Here is a 17,587-nt window from a genome sequence, read left to right on the forward strand (position 1 = left end):
TAAATGGTAGTACCTATTTTCTTAGTTTTTGTAGGGCAAATTTGATTTGACTTTCCTAAAGTCCGTACCAAACAACATAAAATTACAATGGTAGCTGATTTAAGATCAGCTTGTATTTATTCGGTCCCGCTTGCGGGACGAAGGAATAGCAAGAGGGTGATGCGCAGATTGCGCCATCACGTTTGTTTTTGGGTATTCAACACGTTGAAAACCAGTCAATTGAATAGATTTTGGAATACCCTGAAAAAACAGGGGCTACAGTAGACTTTTCCGAAATCTACAGTAAACCCTTTGGGAGACCCTGTAAACACTGGAAATTTTTGGCGGAAAAGTTGTCGCAATTTCACTAAAAAACAAAATTCGTCCTATGGAAAAGCAATCAACAAATAATAAAACAAAGAAGGGAACCGGTGGTTATTCCAACATCACCGTAAAGAAGGAAACGGCCGTACGCTTTCGAACCTATTCCAAAAAGTTCAACAAATGCCATAGCGAGGTATTGGACAGAATTTTGGGCTATTTCAAGGAGAACGACCTTGACCCTTTTGGAGAAGGAACAAAGATCGTGGTCGATAATATCAAAAAGCTGGAAACAAAGATGATGAAGAAATTCGATAGGATCATCGCCATAATCAAGAACATGGAAAAGACCAGTATCAGGCCCACCTATGAAATGGTGCTCATCTTTTATGAGGCCTATGTAAAAGATGGTAGGAAGCCCAAGCCTAAACCCGTCAAGATACAGGAAGAGCGAAAGGATTTTTTGGAGCCAAGAAACACCGTTCCGAAAACGGAACATGAAAGAATGCTGAAAGAATTCAAAGAATATAAAAAACGTTGCAATGAAATCCTCAACAAGGTGGAAAAGGTGGAACCTATGATGGGAAAGCCGTATCTAAAGATCAATATGGGCATCGGGGGATTTTGAAAGCCTGAAACACCGATCAAGATAACGCTTATGTACCTAACCATCTCGGCACAGAAAATGGGCAGTACCTACAACTCCAGTGTAGGGAACTATGTGGACTATCTGGAAAAGGAGAACCAAGAAAGGATGCCCGAACTCAGGGAGAAATTCTTTGACCGGGACAACGACAGCGTAAGCCCTCAAACGGTCATCGATGAAATAGATGCCAATACGGCCAAACTGAGACAGAAGGACCCGAAATTCTACTCCATAGTGGTCAGCCCGAACCAAAGGGAACTGAAGGCCATAGGCAATGACCAAAACTTGCTTAGGGAATATACAACGAAGCTCATGGAGGACTATGCCAGGATAGAACATGAACGCACCTATCGGGGCCTTGACAGAAAGGTACAGGAGAATGCATCCTATCGTAGGGAGATAGCAAGGCTCAGGAACGAGATACGGAAAGTGGAACGGGGCGAGTCCATCGGCAATGTCAAAGAACTCGAAAAAAGAATCAAAGAGCAAGAAAGAATGGCCCCGCACAAACAGAACGGGCAACTGGTGGCCGCAGGGATGCAAAAAGAGGGGCCTCAGACCCATATCCATATCATCGTCAGTAGAAGGGACGTAACAAACACTTATACGCTTTCCCCAATGGCCAAACATAGGGCGTCCGAAGTAGAACTGAACGGAAAGACGGTCAAGAGAGGCTTTGATAGGGACAGCTTTTACCAAGCGGCCGAAAAGACCTTTGACAGGACAACTGGGTTCAAACGGAACTATGTGGAATCCTATGTTGGGAGAAAGGCCCATGCCAAGGAACCGGGAAAGTTCTTTGCAAAGGTGATGGGACTGCCCACCAAGGAAAAGGACATGGCCTTTAAACTACTTAAAACGATGGGTGTAAAGGCTCCCAGTATACCGACCAATAAAGTGCAGATGGCTGCCAAGATCATCAAGGCACTTGGAAGGGGTATTGATAAAGCAAGGGGCACGGGTGATGACATGGGCTACTGAAATCCAAAAACTAGGTTGCGCCCTTTCGGGTTTTTGCTTTACGCTTATCTAGCGGAACACTACAAAAACCCAATAGGATCCATGCGCAAAAGTTGGGGGTAAGATTTGGGGTTCTTATCGTTCTACTTTCAAACAGTTCGGTTTTAATAGGAGGAGGTCAATACATAATTATTTACCTTTAGAAATTGTTAAATAACATATAAGATTAAAAGAAAAACAAAATGAAAATCAAAAGATTATTGACCAGGGCTCTTTTTATGGCCTCGGCCTTAGTTGTTGCACAATCTGGCACATCTCAAAGATGGTCCATAGAAAAGGCGGAAAAATGGTATGACCAATATAAATGGCTTAATGGTGCTGATTTTATCCCGAGTACGGCAATCAATCAATTGGAGATGTGGCAAGAGGATACTTTTGACCCTGAAACCATTGAGAAGGAGTTGGGATATGCACAAGATATTGGCATGAATGTGATGCGGGTATACCTCCATAGTTTGGCATACAAACAAGATTCAAAGGGTTTCAAGAAAAGAATGGACCAATATTTGGATATCTCAAATAGTAAGGGAATCAAGACCATGTTCGTCATCTTTGATGACGTATGGGGGAAAGAGCCAAAAATCGGAAAGCAACCGGAACCTACGACTGGTACACACAACTCAGGTTGGATGCAGGATCCAGGTGATCCGGCTTCCAAGGATAAAGCAAATTTTCCTTTTTTGGAAACATATGTAAAAGATATTCTGACAACCTTCAAGGATGATAAAAGGGTTTTGCTTTGGGATTTGTACAACGAACCTGGAAACTCGGGGAAGATTAACGATTCCATGCCTTTGTTGGAGGCAGTTTTTTCATGGGCAAGGGAGGTTAATCCTTCCCAGCCCATATCGGCAGGAATCTGGTCCTGGGGATTGGGGGACCTTAATGCCTTTCAGGCGCTACATTCCGATATCATTACCTACCATCATTACGGAAACCCACAAGACCACAAACTGATCATAGAGCTTTTAAGGACCCATGGAAGACCTATGATCTGTACCGAATATATGGCCCGAACTCGAAATAGCCGATTTTCCAACATCATGCCGATGTTGAAAGAGGAAAATGTAGGAGCCATAAATTGGGGATTGGTGAAAGGAAAGACCAATACCATATACCAATGGGACACACCAATTGATAGTGGGGAGGAACCTGTGGAATGGTTTCATGATATCTTCCGGAAAGATGGAACCCCTTATCGTCAGGATGAGGTTGATTTAATTAAAAAATTGAACGGGATTGATTAAGGTCTATTACCATAAATATTAACTTATTGACCAAACCATTATGGATTTATAAGAACTTGATAAGGATATAGTGGATAAATCAAAAATAAGTGTATAGTTTCAGTATTCCCTTTGCTTAGGGCATTTTTCAATATCATAAGGAAAGACGGGCAACTGGACGAACCAGATTACATATAGCTTGCCGATATGTCGAGTAAAAAAGCCGTAGCGGCGGTCCTGGCAAGAATGTCCATTATCCTACGGCTGCAGTAATCTGCCAAATTGCCTTTAGGTGCTGTTGTGTGTAGTTTTTTATTCAATTCAATACAGTGAAAAAATCTCTCAAACCGCTTAGAACACTTTGAACAGCATAAGAAGCTAGAATAAGTCCCATTATTTTACTTATAACTGTTATTCCATATTCCCCAATTCTGTTTTGCACAACATTTGCAGCTAAAAGCAATAGCATAGTCATGGAGACTACTAATAATACCAGTAATGTCGTAATAGCTTGTTCTTGAATGGTGTAAAGATGATTATCTGTCATTAGCACGACAGCCATAATTGCGCCTGGAGAAGCAATTGAAGGAATTGCAACTGGGAAAATTGTAACGTGCTTATAGTCTTTGATAAGATGTTTTTCTGACTCAGGTTTCCCTTCGCCAAAAATCATTGTTAACGCGAACAAGAATAGAATCACTCCACCAGAAATTTGGAATGCGTCCAGAGAAACATCCATTCCTTCAAGAATGATTTGACCAACTAAAATGAAAAACAGTAGAATTAAATATGCAATTAATGAAGCTCTAATTGCAATTTTGAGTTTGTGTTTTTGGTCAAAATGTTTAGTAGCTTCCAGATAAACTGGTACGGAACCTAGAGGGTCAATTACAGCAATAAGGAATAATATTTTAGTTAATATTTCAGTAGCCATATTAATTTATCTTTTTGCCTTGAGTAGTAAATGAAAGTCCCTGTTGACCAGAAGTTGAAATCATTATCGCTTCAAAGATAGGGTCATTGGAATTTGGCTTTATTGTCCAATCAAAAAGGAAGTTTGCACCAGTTCCGCCTTCTTGGTCTCGCTCATCAATTACGATTTCTACTGTTTCCATTGGAGCAATGAATATGGGTTTATCAAAATAGGTTCTAATAGAATTACCTTTTGTATTATAATATTCAGCTTTGTTAATATAAACCGAGTCGGCTTTATTTACATTTTTTATGCTTACAGTTGCGGTCAAATCATGAGTTTTATGTTCTGTCTGACTATAAATCTGTGAATAGACTGATAGATAAGTTGTTCCATGTGGCAAAGAGTCAGGAAGGTTAAATTCTATAGTCCTTATTTCCCAATCAACAGGATTGATTGAGCTTATCTCAACCTTCTCTTTGCAAGATTGAAATATTAGTAGAAGTAAAAGTATTTTAATTGTATTCTTCATAATTCTTCAAATTACACACAACGCCCTGCTAAACGCAGTGACGTTCTGGGTTTTGAATTATGTGAATTTATTCGCAAATAATTTAAAAGACAAGAAGAACGTTGCCGAATTGCCTTTAGGTGCTGTTGGGTCGGGTTTTTGGTGTTTTCGATCGTGGGGCCGTAGGTCTCGGGTCCCGACCGCATTGGCAATTTGGTTTAGCGGGGCGTTGGGAGGTGATGCCCAAGGGGCGGGAATTGCGCAGCAATGTAGCGACTTGGTTGAGGCCGGAGGCTTTCAAAATCCGTCCCAACGTTCTCGTATAACCGTCAGTTATGGGTTAAATTAACGATTATTTTCAGTTTAGCACAGGCTTTAGCAATTCCGAGTGGATTCGGACGTAGTCGAATCCGCCGTAATTGCGGTTATACATTGTTGTAAACAGTTTTTTCATTCCGCCATTTTTGAGATTCCGATTTCCACAAATCCGTTTTCTATAGGTTTTAAAATACTGTCTTTTCTAACAATCATATATTTTGTCGTAAAAATACTATCAGTTACTTCTGTTAAATCAGTTCGTTTTAGAGTTAATCGATTGTCAATTATTTCATAATCTCCTTGATATGTACAGCTATAATCAGCACGATGATATGAAGCTCCGAATGAGCCATTTTTAAAAAGCACTAATGTTCCGCTTTTAGGCGTTCCTTCCTCCTCAACAAATCCAATCAGTGATTTTTCAGTCCAGAATTTTTTGTCAGTCATATCCACTAAAAAATACCATATAAGTCCAAAGAATAGAGTTATTATTAAAGGAATAAAATCAAATTTCTCTTTTCTTTTTTTAATTCGAATTAAGTTCCGAATTGCTAATACGAATACTATTAAAATTAAAAGTCCGATTATGAAAAGAGAGCTCAAAAAGTTTCCAAGACCTGAACAATAATCACCAACTGGAAGAAATTGGAAAATCAAATAGATTCCAATTAAACTTATAATTCCGTATTTGATTATGCGTTTTCTCAAATTGTTTACAACGGTTCGTGTATGATTAGTTGCGGACTTTTCCAACGGAAAATGTCCGCCTGTACCGAAGATAGTTAATTGCAGAGGATTCCGTTTAAGGAATCCGACCGCAATTAATTATACACCGTGTTGAACTAAACCTAAAGGTAGCTTCAGGAGTTATCTAAATCTCCATTCACTACCTTTAAGATGTATAAAACTAATATTTAGCAAATTATGAAAAAAAAGTAGTACCCTGATCGAACGAGCCTGTGAACGTGTTCCAGAATTCCAGGAATTGTATCTCAAACTAAAACGTTCTGTTGAACTATCGGGCAAAAGCCAAAGCACCCTGACCAACTATGCCCGCTGTCTTTCACACATAGCCCTGCATTTTAAGTGCAGTCCACTCGATCTGGATGAAGAACAGGTGCTGGATTATCTACATGTTTTAAAGTCCCGGCACAAGACCCCGTCGAGCAGCTTCTTCAAGCATACCGTTTATGGTCTGAGGTATGCCTACCGGATATCAAATCGTAAAGAGATGCAGGTAATGCTCCCCGCTATTGAGCGTCCCAAAAAACTCCCTGTAGTTTTAAGTTGTAGGGAAGTAAAGCAACTCTTAAAAGCCCCAAAACTACTGAAGCACCGTCTGGTATTGGCGCTGCTTTATGGCTGCGGACTGCGCTGTTTTGAACTGTGCAACCTACAGTTAAAAGATCTGGATTTTGATCGTATGATGCTTCACGTCCGCCAAGGCAAAGGCAGGAAAGATCGGTATGTACCCTTGTCGAGGATGCAGATCCGCGGACTTAAAACATATCTTGCGGCAGAAAATCCTTGCACCTGGTGCTTCACTGGGAACAATACCGAAGGGCGTCCAGTCCCGCTTTCTACCCAAGGGGTTCGCTGGATTGTACGGGAAGCCCGTAAACATAGTGGTATTCAAAAGGAAGTGACCACCCACAGCCTGCGCCACAGTTATGCTACCCACCTTCTGGAAATGGGCTTGGATATTATGAGTGTAAAGGACCTTTTGGGGCACGCAGATATACAGACCACACTGACCTACCTTCACGTGGCACAACTGGGCAGGCAAAAGCCTTTCAGTCCACTGGATCGGCTCTACAAAGAGTAATGGCATCCGCTGCTCACGAAGTGGCCCAGGTATTAAATCGCAACAGGGAGTCTTTAGCAGACTGTTGTGCCACCAGCTGGCAACTAAGGACCCTGCACGCCCTGCGCAAATGTCGTACGGCTGCCCTGGGCGGTCACATTGACCACTGCACGAATCCATCCTGTAATACCTTGCACCTGAGCTACAACAGTTGCCGCAACCGGCATTGCCCAAAGTGTCAGGGGCACAAAAGGGAACAATGGATCAGGGCACGGGAAGAAGAGCTCTTGAACGTTCCTTACTTCCACGTGGTATTTACCCTGCCTTCAGAACTCAACCGCCTGTGCCTGTACGAACCCAAACTGCTGTATGGCCTGCTGTTCAAAACTTCATGGGAAGTCATAGCGGGGTTTGCTTCCAATCCTAAGTTTTTAGGTGCCGGTCCCGGGATGATCGCCATCCTGCATACCTGGGGACAGAACCTGTCCCTGCATCCGCACTTGCATTGTATCGTGCCCGGTGGTGGGGCAACCAAAAGTGGTAAGTGGAAACCTGCCCGGAACAAGGGGAAATACCTGTTCCCGGTCAAGGCCATGAGCAAGGTATTCCGTGCCCGCTTTGTTGCAGGGTTACGTAAAAAAATTAAAACAGAACAACCAGAGGCCCTTTACCAAAGCCTGTTCAAAAAAGAGTGGGTCGTCTATTGCAAGCGTCCGTTTTTAGGGCCACCTCAGGTAGTGGAATACCTTGGTCGCTATACCCATAAAATTGCGATCAGCAACCACCGAATCAAAAACCTGGATGACAGCGGCGTGGTGTTTTCGGTAAAAGATTACCGCCACGGGGGAAACAAATCCCTGATGTACCTGAGCGATACTGAATTCATCAGGCGCTTTGCCCTGCACATACTCCCTAAGGGGTTTGTGCGCATCCGCCATTATGGGATATTAAGTGCTTACCATAAACGCAAAAGTCTTGACCACTTGGGTAAAACCCTGGGGAAGGTACAGCTCCAAGAAAAACCGCCCCTGCAACACCGAATCTGCCCATCTTGTAAAAAGGGAGAACTGGTGACCCTGCATACGTTTACCGCACGGGGACCACCGGCACACTGGATCACAAAACTTAAAAAATACACTAAAGCACAGTAAGAAAATAAACGCCCTTTGAACGGGATAGGGAAGCCTATGTCCGAAACCAAGCAAAAGCGGCCAAAATACCCCAAAAACAGGAGGTTCAATAGAATTTAAGAAGTGATGGACATACTCGGGAGAAAAACAAGACCTCCAAATCACTATACGGTTCAAGTGCAGACCTTAAATAACCCATCCTAAAACAGACCAATACCCATAGAAGGCTGACCGACAGAGAACCGGTTCAGTCAACACGACGTTCATGCTGGGTCGTACCGACCACACGAACGCTAGTTATTGCCAGTAGTTTTTATTTAAGCCGTACTGATTCTACTGTTTTTTTATACTTTTCAAGTAAGTCCAGTTTTCCATCTCCAAATGCACGGCCATTAAAAGCTAAACTCCATTCGTTTCCGTTTAATATTGCGAAATACATAATTCCCTCAACGTCATCAAATACATATGGTGATTCCAAAATAGTAGCATTATAATTTCCAATAACTATGTTTTGGATTTGTTTAGATTTTATCTCCTCGTAAGGATGATTTTCTACGTATAGATTTTTTATTAATTCATTTCTTTCAGGCTCGGACATTTTGGGAAGTCTTCCGATTTCTATCGTATTCGACAGGTTGTTTACTGATTCAAAATCTCCATCTTCATTAAAAGTTACTGTACCAAATTGTGTTTTAGCGTGATTAAAATCAGTAAACGACAAATCAAACACAAAAAAATCCGATTCGAATAATTTAGGTTCTTTTTTAGTAGTTGTTTTTTCCAGCCCCATCCCTTCAATTTTAGATGTCGAGCGATTTTTAGAATTACATCCTAGAATAAAGAGTGTTAGTAGACAAACTTTGAAAATAATATTTTTATTCATTTAAGGTCAAAATTACTGGCAACGCCCTGCTAAACGCAGTGACGTTCTGGGTTTTGAATTATGTGAATTTATTCGCAAATAATTTAAAAGACAAGAAGAACGTTGCCGAATTGCCTTTAGGTGCTGTTGGGTCGGGTTTTTGGTGTTTTCGATCGTGGGGCCGTAGGTCTCGGGTCCCGACCGCATTGGCAATTTGGTTTAGCGGGGCGTTGGGAGGTGATGCCCAAGGGGCGGGAATTGCGCAGCAATGTAGCGACTTGGTTGAGGCCGGAGGCTTTCAAAATCCGTCCCAACGGTTCGTGTATGATTAGTTGCGGACTTTTCCAACGGAAAATGTCCGCCTGGTTCTAAAGATAATTGATTGCAAAGGATTCCGTTTTAGGAATCCAACCGCAATTAATTATACACTTCTTAAGTTTGATTCTCTATAAATTGATTGTATAAATCAGAAAGAACAAAAGAGAGAATTAAGGTTACTATACACGGTGAAGCTTTAGACTTCGACAACATTGATAATCCTCTCTCTTTTACTACTTAAATCACGTTCAGTTCTGTGAGACCTAGATCTCGTTTTCAAGTTGTTGTGAGCAGAAGTAGCCAGTTCTTTCATAAAACATTCGTTATGAATAAATATAAAGAAACTTTTGGAGTCGACATCAGTAAGGATGTCTTTGATGTACATGGTAGTAACATTGGTCACAGCCAGTATAAGAACGATGAAACGGGATTCAGGAAATACCTTAAGGAATTGCCCCAAGGTTCATTGGTGGTTATGGAAGCTACCGGTTATTATCATTATAGACTTGCACAGTTTCTTTACAAAAACGGAGTAATCGTTTCTGTTGTAAATCCATTGTCCATAAAGCGTTTCATACAAATGAAACTGGCCAAGGTAAAGACGGACAAAAGTGATGCAAAGGCTATTTGTGAATACGCTTTGTCCAATGATGTTCCACTCTACAATTCCTTGACGGATACCCAGAGTGAATGTTTACAGTTGTTCCGGTTATTGGACACCTATTTAAAACAACGTACCGCAACTAAGAACAAGATACATGGAGAAGCTGTTCTGGGTATTCCCTCAAAGTTTGTCCATCGTTCCTTGGTGCGTAACAAGAAGCAGCTTGATAAGGAGGTGATAGCCATCGAATCAAAAATCCTTTCCTTGGTAAAAGAAGACCAACAAGAGCAATTGACCTTAATCACCAGTATACCGGGAATAGGTCAAAAGACCGCATTGTTCTTGATAGTTGTGACGGATGGTTTTTCCAAGTTCGAGAATGCATCACAGCTCTGTAGTTATGTCGGAATTACCCCAACGATCAGAGAATCGGGGAGCAGCGTTAGAGGTCGTGCACGGATAAGCAAAGTGGGCAATAGAAAGCTACGTAATCTTTTGTTCCTATGTTCCTTTACCGCCTGCAAGCACAACAAGGCATGTAAGGAGGTATATGAGCGAATCGTGAACAAGGGGAAGAGCAAGAAACTGGCATTGATAGCTGTAGCCAACAAGCTTCTTAAACAGAGTTTTGCAATCGCCAGATCCGGATTGCCCTATGATGAGGGTTTTGTCTCTGTTCTGACTAGAAGGTAGAATGAAAGTAAATGATTTTTTTGACCATAATCCTTACCTATGGGTTGTGGTAGAGGATAACTATGTTTCAAATTTAATGCGGAAAAGAGTTGTTTTTTAGCTCAGTTCTTTGTTGGCATTTCGTTATTTTTTCACTCCGAGTGTTTCTATTATTTCCAAAGGTTTGTCAATCCTTTTTAGTTTCTTCTCTAAATCTCTACTTTTTGTATTTCTTAATTCGTTCATTTTTTCAGATAACCCAATACCTAAAGTTAACAAATCGACTTTCTGTTGCAAATCGTCTGTCTTTCTCAATTCAGCCTTGACATAATTTGTTGCAATTGCATAGGCGTTATACAAATGTTTCTTTTTGGTCTTATAAACTGTTTCGTCAAAAAGCATTGACCCAGCTTTATCCTCCACTACATATAATTTCTCAATGTTTTTGATTTGTAGCTCGAACTCTTTTGATAGCTCATTGACCTTTTTGGTCAAAGCAAGTCTTTCTTCTTCAATTTTTTTTATTCGTTCGGTCTCTTTTTGTTCCGCCAATCGTTTTTCTTCAAGTAGTTTCCTTCTTTCTTCTTCTTTTTTTGCTTTTTCTATTTCCTTTTGGCGAGCTATTTCTTGTTCTTCTTGTGTTGGCATTAGCTTGCCCAATTCGTATAAGTCTTTTGATTTTATTGTACCATCTTCGTTGTATTCAATCCAAGCACCATCTTTTTCGCCATTTACTAAAAAACCTTTTACCTCTAAATAGCCAGATTTGCTCCAACCTAAATATTCGCCATCAATCTGTTCGTTTTCATTTATTGTGTATTCAGCAAATTTGTTCCCATTTTCATAGTACTCAAAGCTTTTCCCAATCTTTAATATTTTTTTCTCTTGACCATTTGGAAAGTAAATTGTATTGCTAACGAGAATATCATTTTTATAAGTCTGTCTGAATTCTAAATATCGTTTACCATTTTCGCTAAAATTGTATCTTAATCTTTCGCCATTTAATCGACCATTTTTGTAATTAGCTACATCAGATATTTTACCTAAACTCTGAACACCTCCATAAGTTACAGACGCCTCATTTGCTCCAACATAAGTTGTTGATTTGCCATTCAGCTTGTTATTCGTATAGTTTCGATGTTCCAATAAATTTCCATATTCATCGTAAAGTTTATAATAACCGTTTATTGTTGGTGTATTTGGTTTTACCTGATAAACTTCTTTTATTTTGGTTTTAGAATAGGGGTCGTAATATGTTTTTACCAATGTTTGAGAAAAGATAAAATTTGAGACGAATAAGAATAATAAAGTAATTTTTTTCATTTTATTGATTTGCAAGGTTTTTGAAATACGTTATCGAAAGCTATTTCCATTTGTTCTCGGATTAATTTTGAGCTATTTTTCATTTTGTGAACTATTACAGTCCATTTCCAATCTTTGTAAGGTTCTTGATTTATATTTATTCCATTGATTTTGTCTTCAATTTTTAAGCAAACTTTGTAATTTGGTTCGTTGCTTTTTCTTGTCGAGTTGTAATATTCGTTGGACAGATGACTTAAAATTCTTTTTTTGGTAAAGTATGAATGTCCTCTGTAAATAGCTTTCAAGTTTTGATAGTCAAATTGACACGGGTTTTTCTCAAATATTTTGTTGGTTAGTATGATGTAAAAACCAGTTCCGTAATAAATCTTTTTGAGGTCATTTTCTGTTTCGACCTTTATAATTTGAATATCACTATTAGGTTTGGAATAGTCATAATTTTTAAAGTAGTCTTTTAAATCCTCTGCAATTGATTTTGATGTGTTCTCCATCAAAACAGTATATTTTTTAATTCTGTCTCTCAAATTTCGGGTTTGGTTATAATGAATGCCAACGTGTTTGTATATGAGCCGTTGCGTGGGTTGGCAAAAACCTTTGCAAGTACAAATTCAAGTTGGAAAATCCGCGAGGATTTTCCAAAGAAATACTGACCAAGCAATGGCTTATATACGGCTTAAGTTTGATTCTCTATAAATTGATTGTATAAATCAGAAAGAACAAAAGAGAGAATTAAGGTTACTATACACGGTGAAGCTTTAGACTTCGACAACATTGATAATCCTCTCTCTTTTACTACTTAAATCACGTTCAGTTCTGTGAGACCTAGATCTCGTTTTCAAGTTGTTGTGAGCAGAAGTAGCCAGTTCTTTCATAAAACATTCGTTATGAATAAATATAAAGAAACTTTTGGAGTCGACATCAGTAAGGATGTCTTTGATGTACATGGTAGTAACATTGGTCACAGCCAGTATAAGAACGATGAAACGGGATTCAGGAAATACCTTAAGGAATTGCCCCAAGGTTCATTGGTGGTTATGGAAGCTACCGGTTATTATCATTATAGACTTGCACAGTTTCTTTACAAAAACGGAGTAATCGTTTCTGTTGTAAATCCATTGTCCATAAAGCGTTTCATACAAATGAAACTGGCCAAGGTAAAGACGGACAAAAGTGATGCAAAGGCTATTTGTGAATACGCTTTGTCCAATGATGTTCCACTCTACAATTCCTTGACGGATACCCAGAGTGAATGTTTACAGTTGTTCCGGTTATTGGACACCTATTTAAAACAACGTACCGCAACTAAGAACAAGATACATGGAGAAGCTGTTCTGGGTATTCCCTCAAAGTTTGTCCATCGTTCCTTGGTGCGTAACAAGAAGCAGCTTGATAAGGAGGTGATAGCCATCGAATCAAAAATCCTTTCCTTGGTAAAAGAAGACCAACAAGAGCAATTGACCTTAATCACCAGTATACCGGGAATAGGTCAAAAGACCGCATTGTTCTTGATAGTTGTGACGGATGGTTTTTCCAAGTTCGAGAATGCATCACAGCTCTGTAGTTATGTCGGAATTACCCCAACGATCAGAGAATCGGGGAGCAGCGTTAGAGGTCGTGCACGGATAAGCAAAGTGGGCAATAGAAAGCTACGTAATCTTTTGTTCCTATGTTCCTTTACCGCCTGCAAGCACAACAAGGCATGTAAGGAGGTATATGAGCGAATCGTGAACAAGGGGAAGAGCAAGAAACTGGCATTGATAGCTGTAGCCAACAAGCTTCTTAAACAGAGTTTTGCAATCGCCAGATCCGGATTGCCCTATGATGAGGGTTTTGTCTCTGTTCTGACTAGAAGGTAGAATGAAAGTAAATGATTTTTTTGACCATAATCCTTACCTATGGGTTGTGGTAGAGGATAACTATGTTTCAAATTTAATGCGGAAAAGAGTTGTTTTTTAGCTCAGTTCTTTGTTGTAAAACGTTTTTTTATTCAGATTGCTCCTGTAATTTGTAAATTCCCAGTTATTTTTCGGACAATCATTTCCACTTCTTCAAGTCTGTAATTTTTGGCAAACTCCACATTCAGTCCGTTTATTTTTTCTCCATTTCCATTTATTACATAACCAAATGCAATATTCGTAAATTTACTTTCCACGCCTAAAAACAAATATTTGTTAAAAGGTGGATTATTAGTCAATGCTTTTTTATAAACTAATTTCGCTCCAGAATTTTCGACAAGTTCAAATCCGTTATTTTCAAAGTACTCAACAAATTCGGGAAACATTTTTTTCATTCCTCCGAATGATTCATTTCTTCTAGCAACTTTTTTGGAATCGTCATTAAATTTCCAAATTACATAGCCAACTATGATTAAAATTAAAATAAACCAAACCATTATTGAATGCGTTTTACGATTTTGTTTAAAATCTGATTTCGGATAAAAGCATTTAATTTCTCTTTGTTTTTTAGTTTTTCTGCAATTGGTGGTGAAACCAAATAATAGGTTTTTATAAAAAGTCTGCCAAAATAGTTTTTAGCTAAAATATTATCTCGGAATAGTTTTAAATGTAAAACTTCAGGTGCAAACTCATTTCCATAGCAAGCAGTTGCAATGTAACATCCACCTTTTCCGCTTGATGCACTTTTTTGAGGTTTAGGATGTCCCATAATTTTTTCATATTCCTCTTCGTCTTCTTTTTGCATTATTGCATAACCTTCGTGAGAAACATAAACTCTTCGATTATTCATAAAAGACCAACTTGGAAAGGATTCGTCAATTCTTTGTCCAGTATATGGACATTTTCCTCTGTTGACCAAACCTAAATTGTCTAAATATGTAAAAATGTCAAGTGACCTAACGATATGATTTTGTAGAAAATTAGTTAGTGTTTCAAAACTTTCTGGTTCAAATGGTTTATTTTCAAATTTGTCGGCTATGACTCCTTTTGCACTTAATTCTCTGCAAATGTCATTTACATATTCTGTGGTAAATTCTGAATAATATTTCATTACTTAATTTTTATTCGGTCAGTTAAATTATATGATTTTTTTAATTCGTTGGTAGTAAGGTTGACAATGAAACTTTTTTGTTTATAAAGAAATAAAATCGAAGTATTAGCAAACTTTTGGTCAGCATATGTGAGATAGGATTCTATTTTCAATGCTTTTTGTCCGTTTGCTAAAACAATATTTTCTGTCTTTTCTCCATTCGATTGAGCGTTTTCTCTCGCTGTTTTAAAAAATTGGTCTTTAAAAACTTGTAGAGAATTATCGGTTAAACCTTTCATATCCTCAAAGAGATTTTGAACTGTTGCGGAATATTGGAATATATTTTCGTTATTATCTTGGAAAACACAGCTATAATTGTTTTGGTTTCCTAAATTCCGAGTATATTCTAACTCACAAGGTGTGTCAATTGTTAGTCCTTCGATTTTGTTTTCGGTTTGAGAAAATGCCATAAAAGGCAAAAGAATTCCGATTAAAATTATTTTCTTCATAAAGCTTGGTTCAAAATGTTTTACAACGGTCTCGGCTATGATTTCGTTGTGGCTGGCGGCTGGTGAGCGACGGCGGTGGCCGGTGCGATTTTCCAGCGAGCCAGAGCCGCATTACGAAAGCATTCCAGTTGTTATTTGTTCTCTTAAAAATAGGGAATTTAGTTCAAGGCAGGAGGAAACAATGAATTATAGCCAGTGTTGAACTAAACCTAAAGGTAGCTTCAGGAGTTATCTAAATCTCCATTCACTACCTTTAAGATGTATAAAACTAATATTTAGCAAATTATGAAAAAAAAGTAGTACCCTGATCGAACGAGCCTGTGAACGTGTTCCAGAATTCCAGGAATTGTATCTCAAACTAAAACGTTCTGTTGAACTATCGGGCAAAAGCCAAAGCACCCTGACCAACTATGCCCGCTGTCTTTCACACATAGCCCTGCATTTTAAGTGCAGTCCACTCGATCTGGATGAAGAACAGGTGCTGGATTATCTACATGTTTTAAAGTCCCGGCACAAGACCCCGTCGAGCAGCTTCTTCAAGCATACCGTTTATGGTCTGAGGTATGCCTACCGGATATCAAATCGTAAAGAGATGCAGGTAATGCTCCCCGCTATTGAGCGTCCCAAAAAACTCCCTGTAGTTTTAAGTTGTAGGGAAGTAAAGCAACTCTTAAAAGCCCCAAAACTACTGAAGCACCGTCTGGTATTGGCGCTGCTTTATGGCTGCGGACTGCGCTGTTTTGAACTGTGCAACCTACAGTTAAAAGATCTGGATTTTGATCGTATGATGCTTCACGTCCGCCAAGGCAAAGGCAGGAAAGATCGGTATGTACCCTTGTCGAGGATGCAGATCCGCGGACTTAAAACATATCTTGCGGCAGAAAATCCTTGCACCTGGTGCTTCACTGGGAACAATACCGAAGGGCGTCCAGTCCCGCTTTCTACCCAAGGGGTTCGCTGGATTGTACGGGAAGCCCGTAAACATAGTGGTATTCAAAAGGAAGTGACCACCCACAGCCTGCGCCACAGTTATGCTACCCACCTTCTGGAAATGGGCTTGGATATTATGAGTGTAAAGGACCTTTTGGGGCACGCAGATATACAGACCACACTGACCTACCTTCACGTGGCACAACTGGGCAGGCAAAAGCCTTTCAGTCCACTGGATCGGCTCTACAAAGAGTAATGGCATCCGCTGCTCACGAAGTGGCCCAGGTATTAAATCGCAACAGGGAGTCTTTAGCAGACTGTTGTGCCACCAGCTGGCAACTAAGGACCCTGCACGCCCTGCGCAAATGTCGTACGGCTGCCCTGGGCGGTCACATTGACCACTGCACGAATCCATCCTGTAATACCTTGCACCTGAGCTACAACAGTTGCCGCAACCGGCATTGCCCAAAGTGTCAGGGGCACAAAAGGGAACAATGGATCAGGGCACGGGAAGAAGAGCTCTTGAACGTTCCTTACTTCCACGTGGTATTTACCCTGCCTTCAGAACTCAACCGCCTGTGCCTGTACGAACCCAAACTGCTGTATGGCCTGCTGTTCAAAACTTCATGGGAAGTCATAGCGGGGTTTGCTTCCAATCCTAAGTTTTTAGGTGCCGGTCCCGGGATGATCGCCATCCTGCATACCTGGGGACAGAACCTGTCCCTGCATCCGCACTTGCATTGTATCGTGCCCGGTGGTGGGGCAACCAAAAGTGGTAAGTGGAAACCTGCCCGGAACAAGGGGAAATACCTGTTCCCGGTCAAGGCCATGAGCAAGGTATTCCGTGCCCGCTTTGTTGCAGGGTTACGTAAAAAAATTAAAACAGAACAACCAGAGGCCCTTTACCAAAGCCTGTTCAAAAAAGAGTGGGTCGTCTATTGCAAGCGTCCGTTTTTAGGGCCACCTCAGGTAGTGGAATACCTTGGTCGCTATACCCATAAAATTGCGATCAGCAACCACCGAATCAAAAACCTGGATGACAGCGGCGTGGTGTTTTCGGTAAAAGATTACCGCCACGGGGGAAACAAATCCCTGATGTACCTGAGCGATACTGAATTCATCAGGCGCTTTGCCCTGCACATACTCCCTAAGGGGTTTGTGCGCATCCGCCATTATGGGATATTAAGTGCTTACCATAAACGCAAAAGTCTTGACCACTTGGGTAAAACCCTGGGGAAGGTACAGCTCCAAGAAAAACCGCCCCTGCAACACCGAATCTGCCCATCTTGTAAAAAGGGAGAACTGGTGACCCTGCATACGTTTACCGCACGGGGACCACCGGCACACTGGATCACAAAACTTAAAAAATACACTAAAGCACAGTAAGAAAATAAACGCCCTTTGAACGGGATAGGGAAGCCTATGTCCGAAACCAAGCAAAAGCGGCCAAAATACCCCAAAAACAGGAGGTTCAATAGAATTTAAGAAGTGATGGACATACTCGGGAGAAAAACAAGAC

Annotated in this window: 20 protein-coding genes; 11 read left to right on the forward strand and 9 right to left on the reverse strand. The window is 40.3% G+C overall.

Annotation, left to right across the window (positions count from 1 at the left end; translation table 11 throughout):
* Positions 1-367: 367 nt before the first annotated feature.
* The 3 genes from CJ263_RS16045 (at position 368) to CJ263_RS16055 (ending at position 3,213) form a co-directional block, all read left to right on the forward strand.
* A complete protein-coding gene (locus CJ263_RS16045; protein WP_094998205.1) occupies positions 368-928 on the forward strand; it encodes a BfmA/BtgA family mobilization protein in 561 nt (186 codons plus the stop codon).
* Between the two features lie 30 nt (positions 929-958).
* The gene (locus CJ263_RS16050) at positions 959-1,927 is read left to right on the forward strand and encodes a DUF5712 family protein (RefSeq protein WP_094998206.1); all 969 of its coding nucleotides are present in this window, start codon (positions 959-961) and stop codon (positions 1,925-1,927) included.
* Positions 1,928-2,148: 221 nt separating this feature from the next.
* Positions 2,149-3,213, forward strand: a complete 1,065-nt coding sequence (locus CJ263_RS16055; protein WP_094998207.1) for a cellulase family glycosylhydrolase — start codon at positions 2,149-2,151, stop codon at positions 3,211-3,213.
* Between the two features lie 295 nt (positions 3,214-3,508).
* On the opposite strand, the gene CJ263_RS16060 is transcribed toward CJ263_RS16055, so the two are convergent.
* Together CJ263_RS16060 and CJ263_RS16065 are read right to left on the reverse strand one after the other, a co-directional pair.
* Positions 3,509-4,126, reverse strand: a complete 618-nt coding sequence (locus CJ263_RS16060) for a MarC family protein (RefSeq protein ID WP_094998208.1) — start codon at positions 4,124-4,126, stop codon at positions 3,509-3,511.
* 1 nt (position 4,127) lies between these two features.
* Positions 4,128-4,637: a DUF3124 domain-containing protein gene (locus CJ263_RS16065; RefSeq protein ID WP_094998209.1), complete on the reverse strand. Its 510-nt coding sequence runs from the start codon at positions 4,635-4,637 to the stop codon at positions 4,128-4,130.
* 61 nt (positions 4,638-4,698) lie between these two features.
* Here CJ263_RS16065 and CJ263_RS16070 point away from each other — a divergent pair, with 61 nt between their 5' ends.
* The gene (locus CJ263_RS16070) at positions 4,699-4,965 is read left to right on the forward strand and encodes a hypothetical protein (protein WP_094998210.1); all 267 of its coding nucleotides are present in this window, start codon (positions 4,699-4,701) and stop codon (positions 4,963-4,965) included.
* A gap of 101 nt (positions 4,966-5,066) precedes the next feature.
* Here CJ263_RS16070 and CJ263_RS16075 read toward each other — a convergent pair whose 3' ends face one another.
* On the reverse strand, positions 5,067-5,642 hold the full coding sequence (locus CJ263_RS16075) for a hypothetical protein (RefSeq protein ID WP_158657182.1): 576 nt from the start codon (positions 5,640-5,642) through the stop codon (positions 5,067-5,069).
* A gap of 277 nt (positions 5,643-5,919) precedes the next feature.
* Between CJ263_RS16075 and CJ263_RS16080 the strand changes: the two genes are divergently transcribed.
* Together CJ263_RS16080 and CJ263_RS16085 are read left to right on the forward strand one after the other, a co-directional pair.
* Positions 5,920-6,759, forward strand: coding sequence for a tyrosine-type recombinase/integrase (locus tag CJ263_RS16080; RefSeq protein WP_308423278.1), 840 nt, complete (start codon positions 5,920-5,922; stop codon positions 6,757-6,759).
* A complete protein-coding gene (locus CJ263_RS16085) occupies positions 6,759-7,889 on the forward strand; it encodes an IS91 family transposase (RefSeq protein ID WP_094996498.1) in 1,131 nt (376 codons plus the stop codon). The genes CJ263_RS16080 and CJ263_RS16085 overlap by 1 nt, the downstream gene beginning before the upstream one ends.
* A 292-nt stretch (positions 7,890-8,181) precedes the next feature.
* Here CJ263_RS16085 and CJ263_RS16090 read toward each other — a convergent pair whose 3' ends face one another.
* Positions 8,182-8,751: a hypothetical protein gene (locus tag CJ263_RS16090; RefSeq protein WP_094998212.1), complete on the reverse strand. Its 570-nt coding sequence runs from the start codon at positions 8,749-8,751 to the stop codon at positions 8,182-8,184.
* Between the two features lie 62 nt (positions 8,752-8,813).
* Between CJ263_RS16090 and CJ263_RS16095 the strand changes: the two genes are divergently transcribed.
* Both CJ263_RS16095 and CJ263_RS16100 read left to right on the forward strand, forming a co-directional pair.
* Positions 8,814-9,062: a hypothetical protein gene (locus tag CJ263_RS16095; RefSeq protein WP_094998213.1), complete on the forward strand. Its 249-nt coding sequence runs from the start codon at positions 8,814-8,816 to the stop codon at positions 9,060-9,062.
* Between the two features lie 311 nt (positions 9,063-9,373).
* Positions 9,374-10,345 carry an IS110 family RNA-guided transposase gene (locus CJ263_RS16100; RefSeq protein ID WP_094996355.1) on the forward strand — a complete coding sequence of 324 codons (972 nt, stop codon included), beginning with the start codon at positions 9,374-9,376 and terminating at the stop codon, positions 10,343-10,345.
* Positions 10,346-10,468: 123 nt separating this feature from the next.
* Here CJ263_RS16100 and CJ263_RS16105 read toward each other — a convergent pair whose 3' ends face one another.
* A complete protein-coding gene (locus CJ263_RS16105) occupies positions 10,469-11,647 on the reverse strand; it encodes a toxin-antitoxin system YwqK family antitoxin (protein ID WP_094998214.1) in 1,179 nt (392 codons plus the stop codon).
* On the reverse strand, positions 11,644-12,168 hold the full coding sequence (locus CJ263_RS16110) for a hypothetical protein (RefSeq protein ID WP_127137563.1): 525 nt from the start codon (positions 12,166-12,168) through the stop codon (positions 11,644-11,646). Before CJ263_RS16110 ends, CJ263_RS16105 begins: the two co-directional genes overlap by 4 nt.
* 360 nt (positions 12,169-12,528) lie before the next feature.
* Between CJ263_RS16110 and CJ263_RS16115 the strand changes: the two genes are divergently transcribed.
* Positions 12,529-13,500: an IS110 family RNA-guided transposase gene (locus CJ263_RS16115; protein WP_094996355.1), complete on the forward strand. Its 972-nt coding sequence runs from the start codon at positions 12,529-12,531 to the stop codon at positions 13,498-13,500.
* A gap of 131 nt (positions 13,501-13,631) precedes the next feature.
* Here the strand turns inward: CJ263_RS16115 and CJ263_RS16120 are convergent, their stop codons facing one another.
* The 3 genes from CJ263_RS16120 to CJ263_RS16130 are packed head-to-tail and all read right to left on the reverse strand — an operon-like array spanning position 13,632 to position 15,138.
* Positions 13,632-14,036 carry a hypothetical protein gene (locus CJ263_RS16120; RefSeq protein WP_094998216.1) on the reverse strand — a complete coding sequence of 135 codons (405 nt, stop codon included), beginning with the start codon at positions 14,034-14,036 and terminating at the stop codon, positions 13,632-13,634.
* Positions 14,036-14,650 (reverse strand): CFI-box-CTERM domain-containing protein, encoded by a 615-nt coding sequence (locus tag CJ263_RS16125; protein WP_094998217.1) that lies wholly within the window; start codon positions 14,648-14,650, stop codon positions 14,036-14,038. The genes CJ263_RS16120 and CJ263_RS16125 overlap by 1 nt, the downstream gene beginning before the upstream one ends.
* A complete protein-coding gene (locus CJ263_RS16130; RefSeq protein ID WP_094998218.1) occupies positions 14,650-15,138 on the reverse strand; it encodes a hypothetical protein in 489 nt (162 codons plus the stop codon). Before CJ263_RS16130 ends, CJ263_RS16125 begins: the two co-directional genes overlap by 1 nt.
* A gap of 346 nt (positions 15,139-15,484) precedes the next feature.
* Here CJ263_RS16130 and CJ263_RS16135 point away from each other — a divergent pair, with 346 nt between their 5' ends.
* Together CJ263_RS16135 and CJ263_RS16140 are read left to right on the forward strand one after the other, a co-directional pair.
* Positions 15,485-16,324, forward strand: a complete 840-nt coding sequence (locus tag CJ263_RS16135) for a tyrosine-type recombinase/integrase (RefSeq protein WP_308423278.1) — start codon at positions 15,485-15,487, stop codon at positions 16,322-16,324.
* On the forward strand, positions 16,324-17,454 hold the full coding sequence (locus CJ263_RS16140; protein ID WP_094996498.1) for an IS91 family transposase: 1,131 nt from the start codon (positions 16,324-16,326) through the stop codon (positions 17,452-17,454). The genes CJ263_RS16135 and CJ263_RS16140 overlap by 1 nt, the downstream gene beginning before the upstream one ends.
* Positions 17,455-17,587: the final 133 nt, after the last annotated feature.

It is taken from the genome of Maribacter cobaltidurans, from assembly GCF_002269385.1.
Taxonomy (GTDB): Bacteria; Bacteroidota; Bacteroidia; order Flavobacteriales; family Flavobacteriaceae; genus Maribacter; species Maribacter cobaltidurans.

Coding starts and splice junctions, on each gene's coding strand:
- CJ263_RS16060 (WP_094998208.1), bottom strand. CDS start 4,126: ATGGCTACTGAAATATTAACTAAAATATTATTCCTTATTGCTGTAATT.
- CJ263_RS16140 (WP_094996498.1), top strand. CDS start 16,324: ATGGCATCCGCTGCTCACGAAGTGGCCCAGGTATTAAATCGCAACAGG.
- CJ263_RS16045 (WP_094998205.1), top strand. CDS start 368: ATGGAAAAGCAATCAACAAATAATAAAACAAAGAAGGGAACCGGTGGT.
- CJ263_RS16105 (WP_094998214.1), bottom strand. CDS start 11,647: ATGAAAAAAATTACTTTATTATTCTTATTCGTCTCAAATTTTATCTTT.
- CJ263_RS16125 (WP_094998217.1), bottom strand. CDS start 14,650: ATGAAATATTATTCAGAATTTACCACAGAATATGTAAATGACATTTGC.
- CJ263_RS16050 (WP_094998206.1), top strand. CDS start 959: ATGTACCTAACCATCTCGGCACAGAAAATGGGCAGTACCTACAACTCC.
- CJ263_RS16130 (WP_094998218.1), bottom strand. CDS start 15,138: ATGAAGAAAATAATTTTAATCGGAATTCTTTTGCCTTTTATGGCATTT.
- CJ263_RS16055 (WP_094998207.1), top strand. CDS start 2,149: ATGAAAATCAAAAGATTATTGACCAGGGCTCTTTTTATGGCCTCGGCC.
- CJ263_RS16115 (WP_094996355.1), top strand. CDS start 12,529: ATGAATAAATATAAAGAAACTTTTGGAGTCGACATCAGTAAGGATGTC.
- CJ263_RS16100 (WP_094996355.1), top strand. CDS start 9,374: ATGAATAAATATAAAGAAACTTTTGGAGTCGACATCAGTAAGGATGTC.
- CJ263_RS16085 (WP_094996498.1), top strand. CDS start 6,759: ATGGCATCCGCTGCTCACGAAGTGGCCCAGGTATTAAATCGCAACAGG.
- CJ263_RS16065 (WP_094998209.1), bottom strand. CDS start 4,637: ATGAAGAATACAATTAAAATACTTTTACTTCTACTAATATTTCAATCT.
- CJ263_RS16090 (WP_094998212.1), bottom strand. CDS start 8,751: ATGAATAAAAATATTATTTTCAAAGTTTGTCTACTAACACTCTTTATT.
- CJ263_RS16120 (WP_094998216.1), bottom strand. CDS start 14,036: ATGGTTTGGTTTATTTTAATTTTAATCATAGTTGGCTATGTAATTTGG.